This is a genomic window from Nostoc sp. 'Lobaria pulmonaria (5183) cyanobiont' (assembly GCF_002949795.1).
Lineage (GTDB): Bacteria > Cyanobacteriota > Cyanobacteriia > Cyanobacteriales > Nostocaceae > Nostoc.
The window spans coordinates 5,796,664-5,822,622 of sequence record NZ_CP026692.1 but is presented as its reverse complement, the minus strand read 5'-3'; the positions used below and the strand labels follow the sequence as shown (position 1 = coordinate 5,822,622).

21 protein-coding genes are annotated in these 25,959 nt (G+C 42.3%); 14 read left to right on the top strand and 7 right to left on the bottom strand.

The window, feature by feature from the left end:
• Nucleotides 1-251 precede the first annotated feature (251 nt).
• Nucleotides 252-1,910 (bottom strand): eCIS core domain-containing protein, encoded by a 1,659-nt coding sequence (locus tag NLP_RS25785; RefSeq protein WP_104908811.1) that lies wholly within the window; start codon nucleotides 1,908-1,910, stop codon nucleotides 252-254.
• Between the two features lie 190 nt (nucleotides 1,911-2,100).
• Here NLP_RS25785 and NLP_RS25780 point away from each other — a divergent pair, with 190 nt between their 5' ends.
• The 9 genes from NLP_RS25780 (at nucleotide 2,101) to NLP_RS25740 (ending at nucleotide 13,111) form a co-directional block, all read left to right on the top strand.
• Nucleotides 2,101-2,340, top strand: a complete 240-nt coding sequence (locus tag NLP_RS25780; RefSeq protein WP_104908810.1) for a hypothetical protein — start codon at nucleotides 2,101-2,103, stop codon at nucleotides 2,338-2,340.
• The gene (locus NLP_RS25775; RefSeq protein ID WP_104908809.1) at nucleotides 2,340-2,921 is read left to right on the top strand and encodes a phage tail protein; all 582 of its coding nucleotides are present in this window, start codon (nucleotides 2,340-2,342) and stop codon (nucleotides 2,919-2,921) included. Before NLP_RS25780 ends, NLP_RS25775 begins: the two co-directional genes overlap by 1 nt.
• Before the next feature lie 23 nt (nucleotides 2,922-2,944).
• Complete coding sequence (locus NLP_RS25770) at nucleotides 2,945-5,725, top strand: hypothetical protein (RefSeq protein WP_104908808.1); 2,781 nt, start codon at nucleotides 2,945-2,947, stop codon at nucleotides 5,723-5,725.
• Between the two features lie 33 nt (nucleotides 5,726-5,758).
• Complete coding sequence (locus NLP_RS25765) at nucleotides 5,759-6,076, top strand: CIS tube protein (protein ID WP_199784693.1); 318 nt, start codon at nucleotides 5,759-5,761, stop codon at nucleotides 6,074-6,076.
• Between the two features lie 194 nt (nucleotides 6,077-6,270).
• Nucleotides 6,271-7,881 (top strand): VgrG-related protein, encoded by a 1,611-nt coding sequence (locus NLP_RS25760; protein ID WP_234017068.1) that lies wholly within the window; start codon nucleotides 6,271-6,273, stop codon nucleotides 7,879-7,881.
• 57 nt (nucleotides 7,882-7,938) lie between these two features.
• Nucleotides 7,939-8,436, top strand: coding sequence for a PAAR domain-containing protein (locus NLP_RS34375; protein WP_199784692.1), 498 nt, complete (start codon nucleotides 7,939-7,941; stop codon nucleotides 8,434-8,436).
• 655 nt (nucleotides 8,437-9,091) lie between these two features.
• Nucleotides 9,092-9,505, top strand: a complete 414-nt coding sequence (locus NLP_RS25750; RefSeq protein WP_104908807.1) for a GPW/gp25 family protein — start codon at nucleotides 9,092-9,094, stop codon at nucleotides 9,503-9,505.
• A gap of 93 nt (nucleotides 9,506-9,598) precedes the next feature.
• The gene (locus NLP_RS25745; protein WP_104908806.1) at nucleotides 9,599-11,803 is read left to right on the top strand and encodes a putative baseplate assembly protein; all 2,205 of its coding nucleotides are present in this window, start codon (nucleotides 9,599-9,601) and stop codon (nucleotides 11,801-11,803) included.
• A 108-nt stretch (nucleotides 11,804-11,911) separates the two neighbouring features.
• Entirely contained in the window at nucleotides 11,912-13,111 is a 1,200-nt protein-coding gene (locus NLP_RS25740) for a DUF4159 domain-containing protein (protein WP_104908805.1), read from the top strand.
• A gap of 314 nt (nucleotides 13,112-13,425) precedes the next feature.
• Here the strand turns inward: NLP_RS25740 and prmA are convergent, their stop codons facing one another.
• Both prmA and serA read right to left on the bottom strand, forming a co-directional pair.
• Nucleotides 13,426-14,346 carry a 50S ribosomal protein L11 methyltransferase gene (gene prmA / locus NLP_RS25735; RefSeq protein WP_104908804.1) on the bottom strand — a complete coding sequence of 307 codons (921 nt, stop codon included), beginning with the start codon at nucleotides 14,344-14,346 and terminating at the stop codon, nucleotides 13,426-13,428.
• A gap of 169 nt (nucleotides 14,347-14,515) precedes the next feature.
• On the bottom strand, nucleotides 14,516-16,096 hold the full coding sequence (gene serA, locus NLP_RS25730) for a phosphoglycerate dehydrogenase (protein WP_104908803.1): 1,581 nt from the start codon (nucleotides 16,094-16,096) through the stop codon (nucleotides 14,516-14,518).
• Between the two features lie 684 nt (nucleotides 16,097-16,780).
• On the opposite strand from serA, the gene NLP_RS25725 reads away from it, so the two are divergent.
• Nucleotides 16,781-17,599 (top strand): Uma2 family endonuclease, encoded by an 819-nt coding sequence (locus NLP_RS25725; RefSeq protein WP_104908802.1) that lies wholly within the window; start codon nucleotides 16,781-16,783, stop codon nucleotides 17,597-17,599.
• Between the two features lie 414 nt (nucleotides 17,600-18,013).
• Here NLP_RS25725 and NLP_RS25720 read toward each other — a convergent pair whose 3' ends face one another.
• Nucleotides 18,014-18,868 (bottom strand): HIT family protein, encoded by an 855-nt coding sequence (locus NLP_RS25720; protein ID WP_104908801.1) that lies wholly within the window; start codon nucleotides 18,866-18,868, stop codon nucleotides 18,014-18,016.
• A gap of 98 nt (nucleotides 18,869-18,966) precedes the next feature.
• A complete protein-coding gene (locus tag NLP_RS25715; RefSeq protein WP_234017382.1) occupies nucleotides 18,967-19,575 on the bottom strand; it encodes a Uma2 family endonuclease in 609 nt (202 codons plus the stop codon).
• A 10-nt stretch (nucleotides 19,576-19,585) separates the two neighbouring features.
• Here NLP_RS25715 and NLP_RS25710 point away from each other — a divergent pair, with 10 nt between their 5' ends.
• Genes NLP_RS25710 through NLP_RS25695 form a run of 4 tightly spaced genes read left to right on the top strand, consistent with a single transcriptional unit; the run spans nucleotide 19,586 to nucleotide 23,047 of the window.
• Entirely contained in the window at nucleotides 19,586-22,336 is a 2,751-nt protein-coding gene (locus NLP_RS25710; protein ID WP_104910038.1) for a HEAT repeat domain-containing protein, read from the top strand.
• Nucleotides 22,337-22,351: 15 nt separating this feature from the next.
• Nucleotides 22,352-22,582 carry a hypothetical protein gene (locus NLP_RS25705; protein WP_104908800.1) on the top strand — a complete coding sequence of 77 codons (231 nt, stop codon included), beginning with the start codon at nucleotides 22,352-22,354 and terminating at the stop codon, nucleotides 22,580-22,582.
• On the top strand, nucleotides 22,575-22,835 hold the full coding sequence (locus NLP_RS25700; protein ID WP_104908799.1) for a type II toxin-antitoxin system RelE family toxin: 261 nt from the start codon (nucleotides 22,575-22,577) through the stop codon (nucleotides 22,833-22,835). The genes NLP_RS25705 and NLP_RS25700 overlap by 8 nt, the downstream gene beginning before the upstream one ends.
• A 2-nt stretch (nucleotides 22,836-22,837) precedes the next feature.
• Nucleotides 22,838-23,047 carry a type II toxin-antitoxin system HicB family antitoxin gene (locus NLP_RS25695; protein WP_104908798.1) on the top strand — a complete coding sequence of 70 codons (210 nt, stop codon included), beginning with the start codon at nucleotides 22,838-22,840 and terminating at the stop codon, nucleotides 23,045-23,047.
• A gap of 95 nt (nucleotides 23,048-23,142) precedes the next feature.
• On the opposite strand, the gene NLP_RS25690 is transcribed toward NLP_RS25695, so the two are convergent.
• A complete protein-coding gene (locus NLP_RS25690) occupies nucleotides 23,143-25,299 on the bottom strand; it encodes a polyribonucleotide nucleotidyltransferase (RefSeq protein ID WP_104908797.1) in 2,157 nt (718 codons plus the stop codon).
• Nucleotides 25,300-25,400: 101 nt separating this feature from the next.
• A complete protein-coding gene (locus tag NLP_RS25685; protein ID WP_104908796.1) occupies nucleotides 25,401-25,946 on the bottom strand; it encodes a GNAT family N-acetyltransferase in 546 nt (181 codons plus the stop codon).
• Nucleotides 25,947-25,959 lie beyond the last annotated feature (13 nt).

The following is a 25,959-nucleotide window of genomic DNA, read 5'->3' as shown; positions in this document are numbered from 1 at the left end:
AGGTGGATAAATATTTTACTATTACTAACATCTAGAGTACAGCGATCGCACTCCTAACACAATTCATCGAAAGTCTAAATTTTCGGGAAGCCTATTCTATAGTATCGGGCGATCGCATTTCAAGAGGTGTAGGGTAGGCAAATTCTGATAATTTGACAATTTCACCGTGAGCGCACTTGTTCCGCGAGCGCACCCTTTATAAAAACCTCCTATAAGATCCGCTTCCACGGCTTACGACTCATCTCTGTCTTCTATATATCGTTTGGTAACCGAGCTAGTTTCACCTCACCAAAAAGCGATTCGGGGATAACATGCTCCAGCTTTCCAAATTCGTAATAATATTTGTTTCCACCAGACTTATTCTCCAAAGTCTCCATATTCTCTCCATCCTCTGCTCTCTTTAGTGTGCAGTTTTGGTTTATATATACTGCAACAAAACGTGTGCCCCATCTAAGTCCTTCGATAGATTTTTTCAAATTGGAGTTGTACACCGGTAAAATATAGAATCCTGTACCCTTACCAAGACCATGACCCGAACCCATCATGTCACTGGAAATACCATTGGCTACAAGTGAATTAACATTCTTGCTCCTAGTTTCGTGTACTCCGATTAATTTATAATTTCCTTTGACCGAGGGAAAATCTTGAAATTTAAAATTTTCTGCACTTTCTTCTTCTGATTCGTATTCATCTTTATCCGAAGATTCCGATTCGTCTTCTTCAGGTTGCAGTGTTTCTTTAAGCTCTTCAACGATTTCCTTGCAATCTTCCCGATCTGCAAGTTCTGTTACTAATGCTTGCATTTGGTCACTTGTCAGTTTGATCCTTATTCCTTGAAATTTATTCCAATTCAAGGCTTCACTAATCTCTACAAACTCGGAATCGGAAGTAATATTAGTCTTCCCGATCATAACCCGCTGAACAATGTCCACTTGACGGTTTAAAGTAGGATTAATAGTTTGTTGGAGTAGCTTTACTCTCGGTTTATTCGGGGAGATATCTTTGATTTTCGGTTCTTCTGTTCTTTTTTCGCCTTTCCCTTGGATCACGCGATCGCCCACCGATGCCAATAGTGCTTCCGTGGCAGGGTGTTGCGGGAACTGCTGCGGTGGTAAAGGTGATCGCTGTACCGCACCGCCACTCTGCTGGACAACATGGGTCAACTCATGCGCCAACAACTCCTGTCCGCCCCGACTCCCAGGATTATATTCCCCTTGCCGAAAGAACACATCCTGTCCCGTCGTGAAAGCACGCGCCTGAATTGACCGATTCAACTGGTCAGATTGACCATCCGTGTGAACCTTTACCCCACTGAAATCTGCGCCAAACGCCTGTTCCATCGGTTCGCGGATATTGTCTGCCATCACTTGTCCACCATCCCTTGCTTGGTTAATGGATGCTTCCAGGTCTGGCGCACCAGCCATCACAGCCTCACCCTGACGCTGCGCCATCGGCTTCATCTGTAATTCTTCCTCATCCTCTGGCACTTCTTGCCGTTGCAGTGTGCTATTGTCCAGAGATTTCATTTGCAACTCTTCCTCATCCTCTGGCAATGCTTCTCGTTGCAAAGTGCTATTGTCCAGAGATTTCATTTGTAATTCTTCCTCATCCTCTGGCAATGCTTCTCGTTGGATAGACTGGCGATTTACAGGTTGCGCCATTCTTTGCATTACCTGCTGTGCGACGCTATCAGCTTCCTGTTCGTAAATGTCTCCAGGCTGGCTAATTGAGAGTTTTGCTTGGGTACGCAGTGGTATGCGACTGATATCGTGAGTAAGTGGTTGTATTTCAGGAACCGCTTGGCGTGAAATTGCCGACGACTCCAAACCAAAGCCGCGTATCGGGTGTTTCAGGGATGGGATTGAGAAGCCTGTAGTATTTTTTTTCTGCCGGCTGATGTGTTCTCTCATTTTTTCCTCCTGTTGCCCAAGCAGTAGCTAGGTGAATATTTTGCTGTTACCAACATCTAGATTACTGCGATCGCACTTGTAACACAATTCCTCTAAAGTCTAAATCCAGGCAGAAACTAAGTTCGACTTTTGGCTACTTTTGATTCTGATGCAGTACCTTTAGCCTGGATTTAGGGAGAGTTTTTTATTTATGGACTCAAATCAGCAAAAAACTTTTTTCATGTTCGATGGAGATGTTGGCAGTACTGCTGGCTACGCTGGGGTTTCAGCGACATCTAATGCCAGCAAGGTGGCTAAAACGGCAAGTAAATACCTCAATGATTCACTGCTGCTGAACCAACTCACAGAGCATGTGTATAAACTCTTGCTAGAAGATATGCGATCGCAGCGCGAAAGGCTAGGTAATTATAGTTCTCAGAGGTGGTTGTAATGGCTACAAAAGCTAATAATAGCAAGGTTACTCCAAGCCTTAATAATAATGGCAAGGTTGCTCCAAGCTCTAATAATGGCAATATTACTCACGAACTAAATTATGTCACTACTAATCGTTTCTATGTAGAGATAGACAATACTATTGCTGCATCTTTTACTGAATGTTCAGGATTAAGTGTTCAAATTAAGAAAAATGTTTTTAATGAAGGTGGTGTCAACGACCAGCAAAGAATTTATTTAGGTCATACAGAATTTGCAGACATAACTCTTAAACGTGGAGTTACCGATCATCCAGGTTTTTGGAACTGGATGAGTACAGTTTTTGATGAAAAAAAGAAGACATCTCGATGGAATGTCAATATTTTGATTTTCAATCAAGCGGGTGAAACAATGATGAGTTGGACTTTGATTGGTGCTATTCCCATAGCCTGGAAAACACCTGCACTCCAAGCAGATGGAAACGCAGTTGTCATTGAAGAATTAACTTTAGCTTATGAAGGTTTACAAGTTGCAAGGGCTACAGGAGGAGGTATTTCTGTACAACGAAATCAAAAAACCGGATATTTCGTTTCTAGTTAATTGGCTATTTTGAAACTATAATTATGCAAATTAATCAATCTCCACTAGGAAATAATGTTCATCCACTTGGGGTAATATCATCTTTATCTGCTCCTCACAGAATGTTATTGAGAAAAGAGTCTCATTTTCTGCATTCACGAAATAATTTTATTAGTCCCATACAAACTAAACCACCATTAGTCACATCCTCTAAATTTTTATTGTCTCGTGAACAGGAACCATCGATACAACCATTAATAGGTTGGGATACTCAGGATATAAATAGTGAGTTCCCATTGCTTGAGTTTGATTCTTCTGATTCAATCACTCCACTAGAAAATAGTAATACTAATAGTAGGGAATCAGTAAAAGACAGTATTCCAGAGATAATGCCAACTCGCATTGTTAAAAAGACGAGTAATAATATCTCACAAAAACCAAATATTCCAGGTAAAGCTAAATCAAAAATAACAAATAAATCTCAACAGCCATCAGAAACAAAATCAAAATCTAGAACTAAAAAGCCTACTAAATCATCTGCGGCTAAAAATGTTGAGCAATCTTTTGATGAAAGCAACATTACTATTAATCGTAAGGAAGATAGCTTATTAGCATCAGATGAGCCTCTGTCTGTTGAGGGTAATTCGGAAATCCCCATTTTACAACTGGATATTGCTTCAGGCAATACTACAAACAATAGTGATTATGTTAGTAGCACAATGCCTAGCACAACAGCACCAACTTCACCTATTGTTGAAAAAAAATCGAGTTTATTAAATAATATTTCTAACAATACTCTGCAAGAAAATTCTGAGGTAACATCTAGTGTACCTAGTGCAAATCCCTCTTTAACAGAAAGCATTTTACCTTTACAAAAAAAGATTGGATTAAAGAATAATACAAATGAATTAGTCGAAAATTCGCCTAGAGAATTTACTTTAGATAATAATGTGGAGGAAATATTAACCTCGGATAGCAACTTGAGCAATCAAGTAATCCCTGAAGCATCACAAGTAGTTAATATCTCAGATATCCCAGTCAGCCCAACACCATCAGAACAGGATATCGAAACATCTCAAACTGCTTCTATAGTTGATAATCAAACCACTGCTTCCCAAACTAATTCAATCCAAGCAAAAGAGGTGCCATCAAGCGTAACCTCTGCATTGCAGTCAGAAGAATTACCACATACAAATAGTAATTGTGAGGCAATTACAGCCATTGAACCCGACTTAATATCAGAAAGTATCGAAAATAATTTTGTTAGAGATAATGCTATTGTTGATAATCCTCTAACTTTGTCGTCAGCACTGACTTCACCTGATGTTGATGATGCACCTAGTTTATTTCCTCCTTTAGCGAATGATAAAAATACTGTAGCGGCGGATGTTGCTGTATCTAATTCTGAGTCTTCAGTTGCAAAAAGCCCTATTGCAATTACCGCCACATCATCTGAAATTGGTGAAACACCATCAATTACCGCTACATCACCTGAAATTGGTGAAACAGCGATCGCACCACTTCGCGCAACATCACCTGAGATTGGTGAAACACCAACAATTACCGCTACATCACCTGAAATTGGTGAAACAGCGATCGCACCACTTCCGACAACATCGCCTGAAACTGGTGAAACACCAACAATTACCGCCACATCACCTGAGATTGGTGAAACACCAACAATTACCGCCACATCACCTGAGATTGGTGAAACAGCGATCGCACCACTTCCGACAACATCGCCTGAGATTGGTGAAATACCAACAATTACCGCTACATCACCTGAGATTGGTGAAACAGCGATCGCACCACTTCGCGCAACATCACCTGAGATTGGTGAAACACCAACAATTACCACTACATCACCTGAAATTGGTGAAACAGCGATCGCACCACTTCCGACAACATCGCCTGAAATTGGTGAAACACCAACAATTACCGCTACATCATCTGAGATTAGTGAAACTGCGATCGCACCAAAAATTACGGCTACATCATCTGAGATTGGTGAAACAGCGATCGCACCACTTCCGACAACATCGCCTGAAATTGGTGAAACACCAACAATTACCGCTACATCACCTGAGATTGGTGAAACAGCGATCGCACTAAAAGTTAGCGCCACATCGCCTGAGATTTTTAAAGAATCAGAACAAAAAACTTCTCCAGAGACTCCGACTAAAGTCGATTCTTTTCCAGACACTTCATTACAACTAAAAAGCGCACAGACTCATTCATCTCAGGTATCCAATTCCTTAATTCCTTCTTCCTTGGGGTTGGATATTGGAAGACAGAAACTTTCGATCCTAAATTCTCCACAGCTTAATCCTCTTCAAAACGAAACAATTCATGTGGATGAACCTTCACCTCAATACTCATCACCTCCCCTGATTTTCCGAAAAGCAAATCCTAGCACTAATACATCTTCTCAATGGTCAAATACACCTTCTCAATGGTCAAGTGTGGAAGATTTACTAAATGGAAATAATGATGAATTCACTAGCTTCAACTTTAGTGATGTGGAATCTAACAGTCAAAATTATGAATCTTCTCATGTTTCAGAATCGCCACAAGTTTTTGCTAAACACCTTCTTTCACCTAGAGGCTTTGCTGATGGTGGAGAGGTCACTCTACCTGACATATCTAGAGAAATCGAACCAATAACTGAGACGATAGAGAGCGTATCCTCGTCTTCTCAAGAAGATGATAAAGATGATACGGCTGATCTTGAAGCTCTAGCCCGTGAAATTTATAACAGATTACGGCAACGGATAGAAATTGAGCGAGAGCGTCATGGCGGTCACTCAGGTCGATTACCTTGGTAAATACCATTCAAGAATTTTAGGAGAAAAACTCAAATGGCAAGTCCAGCAATTATTGTTATTCAAAAGCTTCAACCGCAACTTGAGAAAGCAAAACTTATAGCTCATAACGGTGAAGCACCAAATATTGAATTCATGTTTAATCCCACAGACATTAGTTTTACTCGAACTGTTAAATGGGAGAGTCAACAAGGTAATAGAGGTACTGAACTTCTCCCTAAAGTTAACTTTTCTGGTGTTGAGCCTTATAAATTCACACTTAAACAGTTACTCTACGATACCTATGAAACGAAAGAGTCAGTAATGAAAAAGTACAAGGTGGGGAAAACTGATAAACCGAAGTCACCAAAGTGATAAATACTAATTTTTAAATCATTTATCGTTCAAGGTTAATCTGAAAAATTCATAGTTATAAAATAATAGTTATGCCTATACAAAGTCTTTATCTAAGTGAACCAAAAATCCAGATAGAAGGACTAAGCGATTCTTCAGAATTGATGAAAGATTTGCTGCAAATCACCATAGAATAAAGCCTTCATTTGCCAGCGATGTTTACGTTAGTAGTACATAATAGCTATATTCCCGCTTCTGACCGTCAACAAAACAAACCTTGGCAATATGAGCAGGTATTTAAGATTGGGAAGAAAGTGAAGTTGGGTTTCACTGAAAGTACTACTCTAGATCAGAATTTTAAAGAAAATATAGAAAAGATTCTGATTGAAGGCGAAATTACAGGGATGGAAGTGAACTTCAATGAGAAATCGGAAGCTGATATCATTGTTCGCGGCTATGATATTTCCCATCGTCTTCACAGAGGTCGTTATAATCGTTCTTTTTTGAATCAAAGGGATAGCGACATAGTAAAAAAAATAGCTAAAGAAGCAGGGATAAAACTTGGCAATATAGACTTAAGTGGCGAAGTCCATAAGTATGTCTTCCAAGAAAACCAAACTAATATGGAGTTTTTGCGAGAAAGGGCTGCCCGCATTGGTTTTGAACTATTTCTTACAGATGGCAAAATAAATTTTTGCAAACCAAAAGCTCAGGAAGCTCTACCACTAAAATGGCTAGTTGATATTAAGAAATTTAATACTCGCGTCACCAGTGCTGAACAGGTAAGTTCTGTGGAAGTACGTGCCTGGGACTATACCAAGAAACAATTGATTACTCAAACAGCTAAGAAAGAGAACCAAATAACCCAGACAGGTAATAAGCTAGGAAGTACTACTAGTACTGCATTTTCTAATCTTAAGTCCCAGGAAATGATTGTTGTAGATAAACCCGTTGCCAGCGCCAAACAAGCAAAGACTATGGCTCAGGCTCTGTGTGATGAACTGGGAGGAGAATTTGTTTATGCAGATGCCAAAGCAGAGGGTAATCCTGAGATTCGACCGGGGCGAGTTGTTACTCTTGAGGGTATGGGCGATCGCTATAGTGGTAAGTATTATGTTACAGAAACACGCCATTTCTTCAGTCAGCGTGTTTATAAAACTGATTTCAGCGTGCGGGGACTACGTTCTGGTGACTTATTCACAACTCTATCTCCAGAAAAACGCCTACAACCATCTGAGACTTTATTAGTGGGAATTGTGACTGATAACCAAGACCCAGAGGCATTGGGTAGAGTGAAAGTTAAGTTTCCCACCCTCACAGAAAAAGATACAAGTGACTGGGCGAGAGTTGTAGCTTTGGGAGCAGGGAAAAATAGAGGTTTCGACTGTTTACCAGAGATAGACGATGAAGTTTTGGTAGGTTTTGAGCATGGCGATATCCACCGTCCCTATGTAATTGGCGGGGTATGGAACGGCAAGGATGCACCCCCGGAAAAGGTGCGTGACTCAGTTGCAAAACGTGGCGTAAGATTACGCACCTTTACAACTCGTGTCGGACATACTCTACAGTTTATTGACGAAGATAAACTAACTAGTAAAACAGGTATTCGCCTAGAAACTAAATACGGTCACAAAATCTATCTCAATGACAGTCAAAAGTGTATAGTGATTGAAACCAAAGGCGGTCATACAATCAAAATGGATGATATGGCTAGGTCTATTTCAGTGGAATCAAAAGGTAATCTGTCATTAGATGCTGTTGGAAATATAGACATTTCAGCTAAGGGAACAATTACAGTTAAAGGTGCGATGATTCGCCTTAATTAATTACTAATTACGAATTATTTTGAAGTTTAGTAATGAAAAATACTATAGGAGGTTGTCATGGGTAGACCAGCAGCAAGAATTACCGACAATGTAGCGCATCCCTTACCGCCAGTATTGACAGGAGGCCCAGGTAGTCGCAATGTGTTGATTGGGTCTTTACCTGCGTGGCGGGGTGTGCTTGCAGCAGCAGTACCGGCTTTGCTATCTGCCAAAACAGCTTCTGATGCGACTGTCTTAGCAGCTGAGACTGCTACCAAGGCAGCGGCAGGTACACCAGGGGCACCTGCTGCTTTAGCCGCCGAACAAACTACAAAGACAACAGCAGCATCTACTATGGGTAGCGCAATCAGTGCTGCTGCGGCAGGTGCTGATATTCATAATTGTGCCACACCCTCGCCTGTACCTCCCCATGGCCCCGGTGTTGTAATTGACGGTAGTAAGACAGTGCTGATTAACAACCTGCCTGCCTGTCGTATGGGCGACACTATTATAGAAGCATTAGGGCCACCGAATAAAATTATCAAAGGTAATCCCACTGTTTTGATTGGCGGCTGATTGGAGAGGCAGAAGGGATAAGGGAGTAGGGGGGTAGATAAGTGAAATTCTGATCTGCGTCCACGAGTAAAAAAGACTCATTCACGAGTATCAAAGACTCATTCACGGAGTTCAAAGACTCGTCCACGAGTAAAAAAGACTCATTCACGAGTATCAAAGACTCATTCACAGAGTTCAAAGACTCGTCGGCGAGTATCAAAGACTCGTCCACGGGTAAAAAAGACTCATTCACGAGTATCAAAGACTCGTCAGCGAGTATTAAAGACTCGTCCACGAGTAAAAAAGACTCATTCACGGAGTTCAAAGACTCATTCACGGAGTTCAAAGACTCATTAATGGAGTTCTAATACTCGTAGACGAGTATTAAAGATTCGTGGACGAATCTTACAGCATTTTTCAAATAAATACAGCAGATTGCAACTTGGTGAGGTACAGATTATCTTAAGGGCACAGCAGTGCTGTGCCCCTACCTGTGTAGTTCATTTGCCTGAAAAACGCTGTGAATGACGGGGTAGGAACCAATACGCTTGAGTTAAGCATTTTTTCTCTCCCCCTGCCCCCTGCCTCTTCAACCTCGACCTTTGGCGAATAGGCTTAAACTTTCTGTGCCGATATCTTTGAAGATATCCATGTAACAGCTGTCTAAGTGCCAGATATGGTTTATGGTGGTCAACGAGAGTATTTGGGAACAGGTTGGGCTTATCCACTGCATTTAAGTGTGCAAGGTGGGATACAACTTAGCCGTGAAGATCAAAAAATTAAAGAATCTATTTGGATTATCCTTCGCACTGGAGTAGGTGAGCGGGTTTATCGACCGACATTTGGATCTCGCTTGTCAGAACTGGCGTTTGCAACCTTGAATAGCGAGACTTTGCTGCAAATCCGCCTTTATGTTTTGGAAGCGCTAGAGGTTTGGGAACCACGGATTATTATTGATGAAGTTCTCACCGATCCCGACCCTATGCGTGGCAGAGTGGATATCATCATCAATTATCGCCTCAAAGACAGTCCCGATATTTATAGCTTTGTTTATCCTTATTATTTGGTTTCAGCTGGGGAGGAATCGTGATACCAATTAAAAATTAAAAATTAAAAATTTCAGAAAGCTGCATTTTATCTGGGTTTCTAGGCTTGTATCTGTCACATTCTTTTTTAAATTGGTATGAACTTTGATTTTTTACCGAAATTACCTTCTTCCAATTTAGACGATCGCGCCTTTGATGATTTGGTGGAGGAATGTATAATGCGTATTCCCCGCTACTGTCCAGAATGGACAGATCACAACCTCAGCGATCCAGGGATTACGCTAATTGAGTTATTTGCTTGGTTAACTGACCAGATGTTGCTCAGATTTAACCAAGTACCTCGAAAAAATTATGTAGCTTTTCTAGAATTATTGGGTATTCGTCTCCAGCCTCCCGCCCCAGCTCGCACAGAATTAACTTTTTATTTAAGCGCTGCACTGCCTGAAGCCTACACTATTCCGGCAGGATTAGAAGCTTCAACTATCCAAACTGAAACCACAGAAGCTATTACCTTTAGTACAGATTCTCCTCTAATTATTGGCACACCCCGGATACAGCACTTTTTAACTGCCCAAACCACTGAAGACATTCCCCAATCTCTGCGAGAAAGAGTCACAAGTTCATGGACTCGTGAATCTAACGGTTTCTGGACAGGTAATGAACAATCGATATTTGAAGAGGAACCCCAGCCTGGTAACTGCTTTTATTTAGCGATTAATTCTGACGATCCAATAGATGCTAATGTCCTAGAAATTATTTTCCAAGGGGCTGCGGCTACACCTGCTGGTATTAACCCCAATCAACCACCTCGAAAGTGGGAAGCGTGGGATGGGGAAAATTGGCAATCAGTTTTATTGCAAGAGTCAGATGATGAGACTCGCGGCTTCAGTTTTTACGAACTCGCAGAACAGGGTGGGAACCCGTCTGAAGGAGCAGAGGTACGTCTGCATCTACCTCAAATTTGGCCGGTGGCTAATTTTACCTCTTACCGAGGTCGCTGGTTGCGCTGTAGCTTTATTAATACAGAAGGCAATCAATCTGGTTACAATCGTCCACCACGAATTACTGGTTTGGCAGTGCGGTCAATTGGCGGTACAGTTAGGGCTAGTCACAGTACGCTGATTCTAGATGAGCGCTTAGGAATTAGTGATGGTACACCCGGTCAGACTTTCGAGTTACAAAGCGCACCGATTTTAGAACGCCGAGAAAATGAATATATCCTAGTTACTCCTGCTGGTGGATTGCCTCAGAAGTGGACTGAGGTGAGAGATTTTGCTGATTCTGGGCCTTATCACTTTCATTACACAATCGATTCGCTGACTGGTACAATCCAATTTGGGCCGCTGATTCGTGAACCTAGCCAACTTAAACAGCATACTCAGGTGCGATCGCGAATCCAGCAACCATCACTAGATGACACATCTCTACAATTTAGTACCCGGGAAAACAATCAATCTGAACACCAGTACGGGGCGATTCCTCCCCGTGGCTCCGAGATTAAAATGGTTAGTTATCGTACAGGCGGGGGTAGAGAAGGCAATGTGCAAACTGGGGCAATCCAGTTTTTGAAGTCTGCATATCCTTATGTTGCTAGTGTGGTCAATCGTGTACCAGCAATCAATGGTGCAGATGCCGAATCGCTGGAGCAGGCTGTGATGAAGGCTCCCCGCATCCTCCGCACGCGCGATCGCGCCGTCACTGCTGAAGATTTTGAAGTTTTAACTCAACAAGCGGGTGCTGGTGCGATCGCCCGCGTTCGATGTTTGCCAGCGAATTCTCGTAGGCAAGCTGGTATAGTTAGTTTACTGGTAGTTCCTTATGCAAACACAGATGCGATCGCACAAGGCAATGGGATGAGACCAGAAGAGTTTGCCCTTAGTAATGCCCTGCAAGAGCAAATTTTGAGTTACTTAGATGAAAGACGGTTATTAGGGGTACAAATAGAATTAGAAGAACCGAATTACGTAGGTGTTTCTGTACAGACAGAAGTTGCTTTAGAGCCAGCATACAATAACCCTTTTGCCAGCGAAGAAATTCGTCGGAATTTAAGGCGATCGTTGTATAAATATTTAAATCCATTAACTGGAGGAATCGACGGCAAAGGATGGCCCTTTGGGCGACCCGTTTATACATCGGATATTGTAGTATTACTCCAACAAACCCCAGGCGTGCGTCATTTAGGCCCCGTCTTGCTGTTTCCCATCCGCAAGCAAGGAGAAAATTGGCGACGACAACCATCGCCAGAACAATTGATCGATCCAGGATCGGAAGGTTTGATATGTTCCTGGGCTGATACAAATCTGCGTTCAAATCACGACATCCAGATAATTCGTAATTCGTAATTCGTAATTCGTAATTCGTAATTCGTAATTCGTAGTTAAATAAAATTAAACAAACTTTTAATCCAAAATCTAAAATCCAAAATCTAAAATTCAAAATCCAAAATTGCTATGTCCCATCCTTTCCCACCTCCACCAATTAAATCCTTTGAACGCCTGCAAGCCGCAGACGGGTTACTAATCAATGCGGAACGCTGGCGCACAGCCCATGATTATCACCGTAATCGGCAAAATGCCCAATACCAAAGTTTAAACCAACCAGGAATTGTCTGCGGTTTAGGCGTGCGAGATGTGACTGCTCCTAGCCTTGTAGAAGCTAGATATCGAGATGGACGTTGGGTGCAAATTCAACCTGGTATTGCAATTGATTTAGCAGGTAATCTAATTGTTGTACCAACTTCTTATGATTTTCCTATCGATCTAGAAGTAGTAAGTTCTGAACCGCTGATGATCTACTTAGTAGTTAGCTATGTAGACCCTGATGAATTGCGGCGCGGACAGCAAAGAGATGTTGTTCAAGAAACTTATCGAATTGACCAAATAAACTCTATACCAGCCAGTTCAGAAATAGAAATATGTCGAATACTCCTACAACCAGGACATACTGACATTACCCAACCTGCGGATGCTTTCTTTCCTGGATATAACAATATTGATTTGCGTTATCGCCGTCAGGCACAAATGCGTCCCCAAGCACTTGTGTGTATGGCGCAGGCGAATCATAGCGATCCCGAATGTGCGCGTAATTTTTTCAGCCTTTCGTATTTGTTACAAGCAGTAGAACCCCTATACCCAAGTTTGCGAGGAGCTGATGAACCAGGTCAGGTTTCTTTAGCAGAAAATATCCAAGACTATGACATCCTTTATCTCACAGGTGGACAAGCAATTTCTTTAAATAGTCTCGAATTTGAATCCTTAAAAAATTACTTAAATTTAGGTGGTGTGCTTCTAATTGATGCACCAACAAATGCTAATCCTCTGATTGAGAGTACTCAAGCCTTGGCACAACAGTTAGAGAGTCCTTTAAGACCTTTAGAAGAATTGCAACGCAGTCATCCTTTAAGGACAAAACCTTTTTTATTTGCTGCACTACCAATGGTTAATCAACAGCAAATTAAACTGTTAATCGGTGGAGGAATTATTTTAGCGATTGGAGATTTAGCAACTGCTTGGGGATTGGATAGAGATTTGAGTTTACCCAGATTGACTATTCGTACAGCTCAGGAATTAGGTATTAATATTCTTCACTATGCTTGGAAACGGCGACAGTTGATAGGTTTGCAACAAGAAGATAATTCCGGGCAGTGGTGAAAGGCAAATTAAGTAGGCTGGACATTGCTTTGAATCATATTGAAATAGATGCCAACATTTTTGAGCAATTTCCACCTTACAATATCAAGTTGGAATTATTGAGTTTGGTTATTTGCGATCGCAACTGACTTTGCTCTGACGAATAAGCGGATGAGTCAGCTTTTTTGTGGATTTGTAGCCGTTCTTTCATCGCTAGTTTTAAAAGTCAATAGTGGGTAATCTATATATTATCTCACTGAAATATCCCCGACAACTTTTACGACAGGCGGAGATATTATTGTTTACGAATGATTTAGGATTACTTTTCTACTGAGTTAAGAACGCCGTACATTCAAGCAACACCATTCTTTTCGTTTCCACAGGGTAGCAACCACCCAACCATTTTCTTCTAAAGCGTCAGCAACAGCTTTAGATTGTTCTAGTAAAATACCACTGAAGATCGCCCAAGTTTCAGGTTTAGCGATCGCACTCATTTCTGGAATCAATTCAATAATCACATGAGCCAAAATATTGCAGACGATACCATCCACTGGGCTTTCAATTAGTTTTGTCAAAACGTCTACACTTCCCTGTGCAGGTAGTAAACGTTCTGGGCTAATATCATTCAGCGCACCATTACTGATAGTTGATTGCACTGCCAAAGGGTCAGTATCCACTGCATAAACTTTCTCGGCTCCCAATAGTAGTGCCCCAATGGAAAGGATACCAGAACCACAGCCAATATCCGCAATTACCAAATGCTCATGTTTGCCACTATTACCCACAAAGGACTGAGAAACTCCACTTAGCCGCATTTCCAGGGATTCCAAACATAGCTGAGTAGTGGCATGGTTGCCAGTACCAAATGCTACACCAGGATCGAGACGAATCACTAACCGTTCCGTTGTTTCTGGTAATGGTAGCCAAGCTGGATTGATTAGGAAGCGATCGCCTATTTCTTGTGGATGCCAATATTGTTTCCAGCTAGTCGCCCAATCTTCCTCATCAATCAATTGCCATTGTACTGAGGGAGATGAAACTCCTACACAGAGAGCATCTTGACGTAGCCACAGCGACAGCGCTGCCAAATCTAGTAGCTGTGTTTGAATTGTCGGCAGATAAGCCCTGACTAAAGATGAATTTCCTTTATTTTCACTAGCTGTACCACGACAGCCAAAATCTTCCAGTCGCCAAAAGATCGTATCTTCTAGGTCTGGTTCACATAAAATATTTAGTTCCCACCAGGTGTTTGCCATATAATTTTAGATTTTAGATTTTAGATTTTAGATTGGGGACTTGGTAACGGTTAATGATCAATGCGAAAAACAATGAGCAATTAGCCATTACCAATCCAAAATCCGTCTTGGAAAGTTCTGATTGGAGGAAGCCTCCGCTCAGACTTTCCGCAAAATCCGAAATCCAAAATTAAAGAGTTACTGTATACGCGTCTCGAATACCAGGGACTTTTATAATCTCATCCAAAATGCCCTCTGGTAAAGGGTCATCTATACTCAGAGCCATGACGGCATCACCACGGACGATTTTACGACCTACTTGCATACTGGCAATATTCACATTAAAACTGCCGAGTAGGGAACCAAGTTTGCCGATAATCCCTGGCATATCGCGGTGCAGGGTAAACAACATATATTTAGTGGGTGGGACGTTAATTGGGAAACCATCAACGTCGGTGAGGTGGATTTCCCGCTCACCCAACAAAGCACCTGTAACAGAATGAGTACCTAAAGTACCCGTGGCTTCTAGATGCAGTGTGCCGGCATAATCTCGAATGGAAGCATCGCGGGTTTCAATCACCCGAATTCCGCGTTCTTTAGCTTCTATGCTGGCATTTACGTAATTTACCCGTTCCCGCAAAGCTTGGTAAAGTAGTCCTTTGAGGGCAGCGACGATCAAAGGCTGACTTTTATTAGTCGCGAGTTCTCCTTGCAGTCGAATATTGAGTACTTCTACCCGTCCACCAGCTAGCTGTCCCACCAGATTGCCTAGAGTTTCTGCTAGTTGCATATAGGGTTTGAGTTCTTCCAACACATCGGGGCCGAGTCCGGGAATGTTTACGGCTGAACGCGCTGGTAGTCCTAAAAGTACATCGCGAATTTGTTCGGCAACATCAATGGCCACATTCACTTGAGCTTCTGCGGTAGAGGCTCCCAAGTGGGGAGTGAGAATGATTTCTTTACCTAGCGATCGCAACTCAGATTCACCCAGAGGTTCTGACTCGAACACATCCAAGGCTGCACCCCCGATTTTACCTGCTTTCAAAGCTGCTGCTAAAGCTACTTCATCAATGATCCCACCACGAGCGCAGTTGATAATCCGGGCTGTGGGTTTCATTTTTGCCAGGGTTGTGGCATTAATTAAGTGGGTGGTTTCTGGGGTTTTAGGGATGTGCAGCGTAATATAGTCTGCTTGCTGGAAGAGTAAATCTAGTTCAACTAACTGACAGCCAAGTTGTTCGGCTCGGTCTGTAGAAATAAAAGGGTCATAAGCTAAGAGTTTCATCCCCATTGTCTTAGCTACAGCGGCAACATGGGAGCCAATTTTACCCAAACCGACAACGCCGAGAGTTTTTTTGTAGACTTCCGCGCCGACAAAGCTATTGCGATCCCACGCACCGCGTTTCACCGAAGCGTTAGCATCGGGGATGTGGCGAGACAAAGCCAAAATCATCGCTAGCGCGTGTTCGGCAGCGGCAATTGTATTTCCCTCTGGAGAATTGACTACCACAATTCCTCGGCGTGTGGCAGCGGGAACATCCACATTATCCACACCCACACCAGCACGACCGATGATTTTTAGCTGGGTGCCGGCTTCAATGATTTCTTGGGTGACGCGTGTACTAGAGCGAATCATCAGCGCGTCATACTCACCAATAATTTGGAGCAGTTCGGCTGGTTTTAGACCTATTTTGACATCAACGGTAGCAACTTGCGAAAGAATGTCAATTCCAGCTTGGTCAATAGAATCTGAGACAAGAACCTTAGACATGATTACTTCATTTAAAGCTACAGGTTTTGCAGCACAAGACTTTTTAGTTTAGTCTTTATCTGTCGCAATTCAGCAAAAATTATTCGTTTGAATATCAACTTAACCTTTACTTACACTACGTGCTGATGGTATCGAAGCGTGAGTTGCTCTCGGTGGGTACTGCCTCCTAACTATTTGAAGATGAGTAGCTGTTTGCGCTACCCTGTCGCTAAATATAAAGCATGAATAGCACTAAGCACCTATATATTTATTAATAGTTAAGAGTTACCAAAATTTTATCGGCTTAAGCAACTTCCTTGTTGGGGTAGAAATGCGTGTATTCTTGGCTGGGCTACAACTTTAGCTGAGGCAATGCTCTACACAACCACCAAACGAGCCAGTAACTATTATATCTGTCGAATCTTGGTTGTTTTTCACTACCACAAGTGGTATCCCCTAGTCAAAGCAAAACATTGCATCATCAAGATAATCAGATTGTGACAGTTAGAATCTAGGCATCAAATAAATTTTATTGCTGATGATTGCGGCAGATTTAAGATTGTCTAGTAGTTAAAAGCTGTCAATTAGTGTCAGTGGAATACTTAATATACAGTAGTAAACTAATGATAGAGTTGCAAAGAAATCGCTATAATTTTGGTGAGCCAAATAGAGTGAAATATCCTTTGAGTTTTGGGGAAACCAGCCATGTTAGAGTACAACTTGCCAAGGTACTTGCCCTCAGCCGAGGAACTACCCGACTCTGATGAAACGCCTGTGGATAATGAACTGCAAGAATTGATACCAGGCTTGTTAAAGGCGATCCTGCTGATACTCTGGTCAGAACGTATGGACTGGTTGTTTGCGATAGATATGGGTATTTATTATCACCCTGATAAACCGCCAATTGTGCCAGATGGATTTTTGAGCTTAGGGGTAGAGCGATTTTATGATGAGGAACTGCGTCCTAGTTATGTGCTGTGGGATGAAAATGTTGTACCGATTTTCGTCCTAGAAGTAGTTTCCCAAAATTATCGTAAGGAATACACTACTAAATTGGATGAATATGAGGCTTTAGGTGTACTTTATTACGTGATTTATTCCTCTCGTCGCCGACGCAAACCGCATCTGGAAGTACATAAGTTAGTTAATGGTAAGTATGAATTGCAAGAGGGAAACCCCGTTTGGCTACCAGAAATTGGACTGGGAATTGGTTGTGAAAGGGGAAATTATTGTGGTGTAACGCGGGAATGGATGTATTGGTATGATGAGCAAGGACAACGGTATCTCACGCCCGCAGAACAAGTAAAACAAGAGACACTACGCGCTCAACAAGAAGCACTACGCGCTCAACAAGAAGCACTACGCGCTCAACAAGAAGCACTACGCGCTCAACAAGAATCACAACGCGCTCAACAAGAAGCACTACGCGCTCAACAAGAATCACAACGCGCTGATGTTGCAGAACAACGGGTTCAACAGTTGGCAAAACAATTAAGAGCGCTCGGAATAGATCCAGATATCTGACTTAACTGAAATATTTTGCAATATTTTCAACAAAACCTAATTTTTAGGTTTAGTTAGATATATGTATTTTTCATAAATAATTGTTAAAACTTTTACATTTCATCAATTAGATTACACACGCTTGATGCAATTGCGCCCATGTAATACCATTTCACTTTAAGGTTAATACATTTAGGTAAGCAGAGGAGAAAATATTTGTATCTTTCATTTGGTAAAATGGTATAAGTTAGCAGCATAGAGCGCTTGATCTACTACTTGCAATAACTCATCAGTGGTTTTTCCACGATCTGGAAACATAGCCACTCCACCCGAAACTTAAGTTTGAGTAAGTCATGATGTTCCAGTAATTTTCATAATTACTTCAAAGCGGTAAAGTTACAGCAAAATTATGAATCCTGAATTATTACAGAAAAACTATTCCTTTTTAGGAATAACGTTTCTGATTCCACTTTTATTAGAGACAGTATCACCTTTGTAACGAGGGATAATATGAATACTAGCGTGCATAATATTTTGACCTGCGGCTCGATTGATATTCATTCCTATATTAAAGCCATCAGGTTCAAATTCTACTTTGAGAATTTCTTGTACTTTATTCACCATAAACCAGCAAGCAGATTGCTCTTTAAATGGTAGTTCCAAATAACTGCTAACATGACGTTTGGGAATCACCAAAATATGTCCTTTGCTTATGGGATAGGCATCAAAAACAGCATAAGCAGTTGCTGATTCAGTTAATAAATTTAGATTTTTCCGAGGATTACAAAATATACAATAATTAGATGAATTGCGCTGATGATTGTAGTGAATATATTCATATAATTCCCGATATTCATCTACATAAATTGAATTAAAGGGAAGTTTGACAATACATTGATATGTTGGCTTTTTATGGACATAATGCTCTCTCAAACCTTCTTTTTTGATATCCCTTCTCACAGCATAATAAGCTTTGCCTCCTGGTTTTAATAAGTGGGATATTTGCATGAGAACATTAGCTTGTCCTTCAGGAAATAAAACATTTAAAACATAAAAGCAAATTATTGTATCAAATTTATTATCAGGATATTCTGGAAAATAATAAGGGTCATAGGCTGTAATATCACAACCTTTTTGGCGCAATATTTTAACATCATTACCAAAGCCACAACCAAAGTCTAGTATTTTGCCTTGGAGAAGGTTTTGATTTAATAAAAACTGTGCCGGAAATGATAGATAACTTCTTTCGATCGCAGTAAGATGGCTGAATTCATTTTTTTGCTGTTTCATAGAATTTTGGTGCTGATGTCCCAAAATTATTATTCCCAGCATCCCTTGAAGTTATGCGATGTCTACGACGGGCTATGACGCTCGCGGACTCGCTACCGCTACGCTATCGGCGTCGCATCAGGGTCAATACCTAGCTCACGTAACTTAGCTGCTAATATATCAGCACGTTGCCGTTCTTGTTGGGCACGTTGGCTTTCTTGTTGGGCGCGTTGGCGTTCTTGTTGGGCTTGCTCGCTGCTCCACAACAGCAAATTTTCTTCTTTATCCCACCAGCGCAGCCAATTCATGGTTTGGCATAATCTTTCACCTTGCCAAATTCCGAGAAATAACTCTAACTCAGGAATCCAGTAGCGTCCATTGGCGTCTGCTTGCTGCAAAGTATATTGTCCATTTTGCAAGCAGCGTAGTTCTATGCTTGGTTCGTAAGGGTCGTAGGTTACGTAGGTTGGAACTTGGAGAATCTTTTCGTAATAATAGAGTTTACCGTAGGGTGGAGTTGAACGAACTGATAGTTCTCCACCTTCTGTGTCTGAGAGAAATTCCATCACTACAGCCACAGCAGCGCCTTCTAAATTTGGGGTATAGCTGCGACGAACTACATTTGTGGCTACAGACTGCACTTGAGGGACGTAAAACCAATCAGGGGCTTTAACAACGATTTTTTTGTTGACTGTGGCTACAAGTCCAAAATTAGAGCCAATCAGCATTTGGGGTTGGATGCGTCCTGTGCTGATTGAGTTACGCACTTATATGCGGCGGCGGGAGGATAAAGAGTGTCATAATTTTCTCGAATTTTTTCATAAATGTAGTGGTGCGATTTCTCACCTCAACCAACATCAACTGCACGAACAGCTAAAGATTGGTAAGGCTTTGGTGATGTTCGATGGTTTGGATGAGGTATTTGATCCTGCTCAACGAGAAGATGTAATTACTGATATTCATCGCTTCACTAATGAATATCGTGATGTGCAGGTGATTGTCACTTCTCGCGTGATTGGCTACAAACCGCAACGTTTGCGAGATGCTGAGTTTCACCACTTTATATTGCAAGATTTAGAAGCAGAACAAATTCAGGATTTTATTTACCGCTGGCATGAGTTAACTTTTATCGATACTGCGGATAAAGTTAGAAAACGGGAACGGCTGCAAATCGGGATTGACACTTCACAATCTATTGCAGAACTAGCAGGAAATCCTCTGTTGTTGACGATGATGGCGATTCTGAATCGGAATCAGGAATTGCCAAGAGATAGAGCCGAACTTTACAATCAAGCATCGCGGGTACTATTGCATCAATGGGATGTGGAACGTGCTTTGCAAGAAGATAAGAGATTAGATCCTAAAATTATTGATTATAAAGATAAGCAAGCAATGTTGCGTCAGGTTGCCTATCATATGCAAACTGGCGATAAAGGTTTGGCTGGCAATTTGATTAGTGTAGGTGATTTAGAGAAGATTTTGACTGACTATCTCAAAAGTCTAGAAATCAGTCAAGCTAGAGAAGTTGCGCGGGTGATGATTAATCAACTGCGGACTCGCAATTTTATTTTATGTTTCTTGGGTGCAGATTACTATGCCTTTGTGCATCGGACTTTTTTAGAATTTTTCTGTGCTTCGGAGTTTGTTCGGCAGTTCGAGAAGGAACGCAGTATTACAATTGAGTATCTCAAAACTGAAGTTTTTGGCAAACACTGGCAAGATGAAACTTGGCATGAGGTATTGCGGCTAATTGCGAGAATGATTCATGCGAAATTTGTTGGTGAAATTCTTGATTACTTAATGGTGCAAGATGGCGAAGAGGAAAAATTTATCAACTTGTTTTTAGCGGCTAACTATCTTGCAGAAGTGGAAAATCGTTCGGTAATTGCGTCAGTGGCTAATGAATTACTTGATAAGCTAAAAGATTTAACTAAATATGACCTCTGGTACTATTACGAATACTATCAATATGAGGAAACTAAGCTAGTTCAGGAAGTTCGCACTCAAGCAGTTGCAACAATCGCCGCAATTTGGAAAGATAACAACAATACTTTACACTGGCTCAAAGACCGCGCCACTGCTGATAATGATGGGAATGTGCGAATTACAGCCATCCAAGCATTAGCCAACAATTTTTCAGATGACCCAGACATCCGCTCGTTTCTGAAAGACCGCGGCACCACTGATAATGATGGGAATGTGCGAATTACAGCCATCCAGACATTAGCCAGCAATTTTCCAGATGACCCAGATATTCGCTCGTTTCTGCAAGACCGCACCACTGCTGATAATCAATGGAATGTGCAACTTGTTGCTATCCAAACATTAACCAGCAATTTTCCAGATAACCCGGATACCCTCTCGTTTCTCAAAGACCTCGCCACTGCTGATAATCATGTGAATGTACAAGGTGAAGCCATCCAAGTATTAGCTAGCAATTTCAAAGATGACCCAGACATCCGCTCGTTTCTGCAAGACCGCGCTACTGCTGATAATGAATGGTTTGTGCGATATGTAGCCATCCAAGCATTAGCCAGCAATTTCAAAGATGACCCAGACATCCGCTCGTTTCTGCAAGACCGCGCCACTGCTGATAATGAAGGGAATATGCGAGGTAGTACCATCGAAGCATTAGCTAGCAATTTCAAAGATGACCCAGACATCCGCTCGTTTCTGCAAGACCGCGCCACTGCTGATAATGAGGGGAATGCGCGAGGTGCAGCCATCGAAGCATTAGCCAGCAATTTTAAAGATGACCCGGACACGGGTTCGTTTTTCAAAGACCGCGCCACTGCTGATAATGAGGGGAATGTGCGGCGTGCAGCTATCCGAGCATTAGCCAGCAACTTTAAAGAAGACCCGGACACGCGCTCGTTTCTCAAAGACCGCGCTACTGCTGATAATGAGGGGAATGTGCGGCGTGCAGCTATCCGAGCATTAGCCAGCAACTTTAAAGAAGACCCGGACACGCGCTCGTTTCTCAAAGACCGCGCCATTGCTGATAATGAGGGGAATGTGCGACGTGCAGCCATCGAAGCATTAGCCAGCAATTTCCCAGATGACCCGGACACGCGCTCGTTTCTCAAAGACCGCGCCACTGCTGATAATGTAGGAAATGTGCGAAGTGTAGCCATCGAAGCATTAGCCAGCAATTTCCCAGATGACCCGGACACCCGCTCGTTTCTTAAAGACCGCGCCACTGCTGATAATGAGGGGAATGTGCGAGGTGCAGCCATCCAAGCATTAGCCAAACACTTTAGAAATCAGCCTGAGTTATTTGAAATTTACTACAACTGCGCTGTTAATGACCCCTTTAAGCGTAAGCGAGACTATGAAACCAATCCTCGACGGGTTGCACTAGAGATAATTATCAAGCAATTTCCTCAGCATCCCCAGACTTTACCACTGTTACGCGACAAAGCAGCGAATGACCTAGATGAGCAAGTGCGAGATTTTGCTCAACAGAAGTTGGCAGAATTAGAGAAGTAAAAGAGTTTCAAAAATATGAACAACACAGAAGTTCGTCAACAAATCAACCAATATCTAGATGGATTGTCTTCAGAACGCCTAGAACTGGTTGCTGACTTCTTAGCTTATCTAGCAGATAAAGAAAGTGAAGATGCTACCCAAGAGTTAGTTGATATTCCTGGATTTATTGAATCTTTCGAGAGGGGTAAAAAAGATGTTGCTGAGGGTCGGGTAAAAACTTGGAGAACAATTCGGTCTGATGTATAGCATTGTTTTGTCTGCTGAAGCAGAGGAGATTTATGCTTTTGCAAGCCAAGCTTTAGCCAAAAAGATTGCTAGGTGCTTTGAGCAACTGGAACAAAATCCTCGTTTTCACCCTAATATTAAACCTCTCAAAGGTAATTTTGCAGGCTACTATCGCTATCGCATTGGTGAATATCGCGTTATTTACCGAATTGATGATGAAACCAATCAGCTTATTGTCCCCACTATTGCTCATCGCCGAGACGTGTATGAATAAATATGAAATATACAATCGTTATTCAGTGGTCTGATGAAGACGAGTGTTTTGTTGTGAGTCTTCCTGAATGGGGATTTTGTCATACTCACGGAGATACTTACGAAGAAGCTTTCAAAAATGCTCAAGAAGTTTTAGAAATGCTGATTGAATCATCTTTAGCTGACGGTCAACCTCTACCTGAGCCAAAAACACTAGAGAAGTCGTTAAAATAATTTGTAATTTATCAAATTAGAGAAGCATACGGCGATGCCTTCACGATAGGCATCGCGGATTTTAGATTTAATCTAATCTAAAATCCCAAATCGAGTTACCGATTCACCGCCGCGGCTTCTCTTGCTGCTGTTGCTTGATCTGGGTGAATACCCAAGCGAGTGAGATTAATGCGACCTTTGTTATCAATTTCGCGCACTTTGATAATCACTTCATCGCCCACCGCTACTTCATCCTCAACTTTGCCAACGCGGTAGTCAGCTAGTTGAGAAATGTGGATCATGCCTTCTTTTCCTGGCAAGAATTCCACAAATGCACCTATCGGTATGATCCGAGTAATGCGTCCTGCATAGACATCGCCTTCGTGCAACTTGCGGGTCATGCCTTGGATGATATTTCTGGCTCTCTTGGCCTTGTTCTCATCCACAGCGGAAATTGTCACGGTGCCATCATCTTCGATGTCAATTTTTGCACCAGTTTCCTCTGTGATCCCCTTAATAGTCTTGCCTCCAGGCCCGATGACCAAACCAATCATGTCTGAATCAATCTTGATTGTTAACAGACGTGGAGCATAAGGTGAGGTTTCAGTCCGTGGTGTGTCAATGCAGGCGAGCATTTTCTCGAGAATGTGCAACCGGGCTGCTTTAGCTTGGTGGACGGCTTGGGAAATAACGTCCAAAGACAAACCGGAGATTTTCATATCCATTTGCAAGGCGGTAATCCCGGTATCCGTCCCGGCAACTTTGAAGTCCATGTCGCCCAAAAAGTCTTCAATGCCTTGGATGTCGGTTAGGACTCGTACTTCGTCCCCTTCCTTAATCAGACCCATTGCCGCGCCACTGACGGGTTTGAGAATTGGTACACCAGCATCCATCAGGGCGAGGGTGGAACCGCAGACTGAACCCATTGAGGTGGAACCGTTGGAAGAAAGTACTTCCGAGACGATGCGAATCACGTAGGGAAATTGTTCTTTTGACGGTAGCACAGGGATTAGCGATCGCTCTGCTAATGCCCCATGACCAATTTCACGCCTTCCTGGGGCCCGCATTGGCTTGGTTTCTCCGACTGAGAACGGCGGGAAGTTGTAATGATGCAGATAACGCTTGTGCTGATCTAGCTGCATGTCATCGTTGAGGTTTTGAGCATCCCCAGGTGTACCCAGAGTACAAGTGGATAATACTTGAGTTAGTTCCCGGTTAAATAAACCGCTACCGTGGACTCGCTTTGGTAAAACATCAACTAAACAAGAAACCGGACGCACTTGATCGAGTTTACGACCATCAACGCGGACGTTATCTTCGATGATTTGTCGCCGCATGAAGTATTTGGTAATATCTTTAAAAGTGTTACCAAGTGCCTTCTTATTTGCAGTTGCGGCAACTCGAATGGGATCTTCTTCTGACAGTTCAGTAATCGTCGCGGCAATTTCATCCTTGACGACATCTAAAGCTGCATCGCGTTCGGGTTTGGTCAAACTAAATTGAGACAGGATTTTCTTAATCTGACCGTTGGCGCGATCGCGGATATAATTTTCTAACGTTTGGTCTACTTCTGGTGGTGCTTCTTGCACTATTACTAGACCCAGTTCTGCGATTAAATCTTGCTGGGCTTTGATTAAGTCCCGCACTGCTTCATAACCAAAGTCAATCGCCTCGATAATATCTCGCTCTGGCAACTGATTGGCTCCCGCTTCCACCATGATCACGCCATGTGGTGAACCTGCTACTACCAGATCCAAATCTCCAGCTTCAGTTTCTGCATAAGTGGGGTTAATAATGAAATCATCTCCCACTAAACCAACCCGCACTGCTGCCATTGGCCCATTAAAAGGAATCTGGGCAATCAGGGTAGCGATGGAAGCGCCTGTAACTGCTAACACATCCGGTGGAACTAACTCATCCATCGACAGCGTTAAGGCAATAATTTGCAAGTCATCCCTTAGCCATGAAGGGAACAAGGGACGCATGGGACGGTCTATAAGACGGCTGGTGAGAATTGTTTTTTCTGGTGGGCGACCTTCTCGCCGCATGATCCCGCCGGGAATCCGACCAGCGGCATATAGCCTTTCTTCATAATCTACAGTAAGGGGAAGAAAATCAATGCCTTCTCTGGCTTGCGATCGCGTAGCCGTCACTAAAACGGATGTGTCCCCTGATTCTATCAAAACCGATCCACCTGCCTGGGGAGCTAGTAGGCCTACTTTCAGTCGAATATCCCTTCCATCGAAGGATATTGACTTATCAACTTCTGCCATTCAGTTTTTTTTCCTTCTCTTTCGCTATTCTCTTTCTGTGGCAATCCTAACATTTATGCCCTATGGCTGACTTCTAGTAGATACAAAGATAGACAAGTCGTTCAAAGCAAAGTGTGATACAAGATTAGCGCATCTGCCACCTGCCCATTCTCTAGCTTCGCCGCGCCCGGAATTCGCCCAATAATCTCGAATCCTAACGACTGCCAAAGTGTAATTGAAGGTATATTAGTCTCAAAGACCAAATTAAACATTACTGCTTCGTAGCCCAAATTTGCTGCTATTGAAAGCATAGCCTCTCCCATAAACCGTCCTAAACCCTGACCGCCAAAGCCTGGTTGTACAATAAAACCAGCGTTGCAAATATGGCTACACCGACCGGGAAAGTTTGGCTTTAAATAAAACGCCCCTAATATTTCTTTTGGCTTGTGTGTAGGATCTACAACAGATGTCCTGACAACAAAGGCATCCTTGCTTAACCAATAAGCTGAAAATTCTGTTGGAGAGAGAGGTTGCTTTTGGGGATAGGTTTTACCTTCAACAATTACAATATTGAGTAATGCTCTTACAACCTCCTCCTCTTGAGGATGCATATAATCTAGTTCCACTAACATCCCATTTTTTAAAACTTTAATTATGGGAAAATTCATTATTAATAATGTT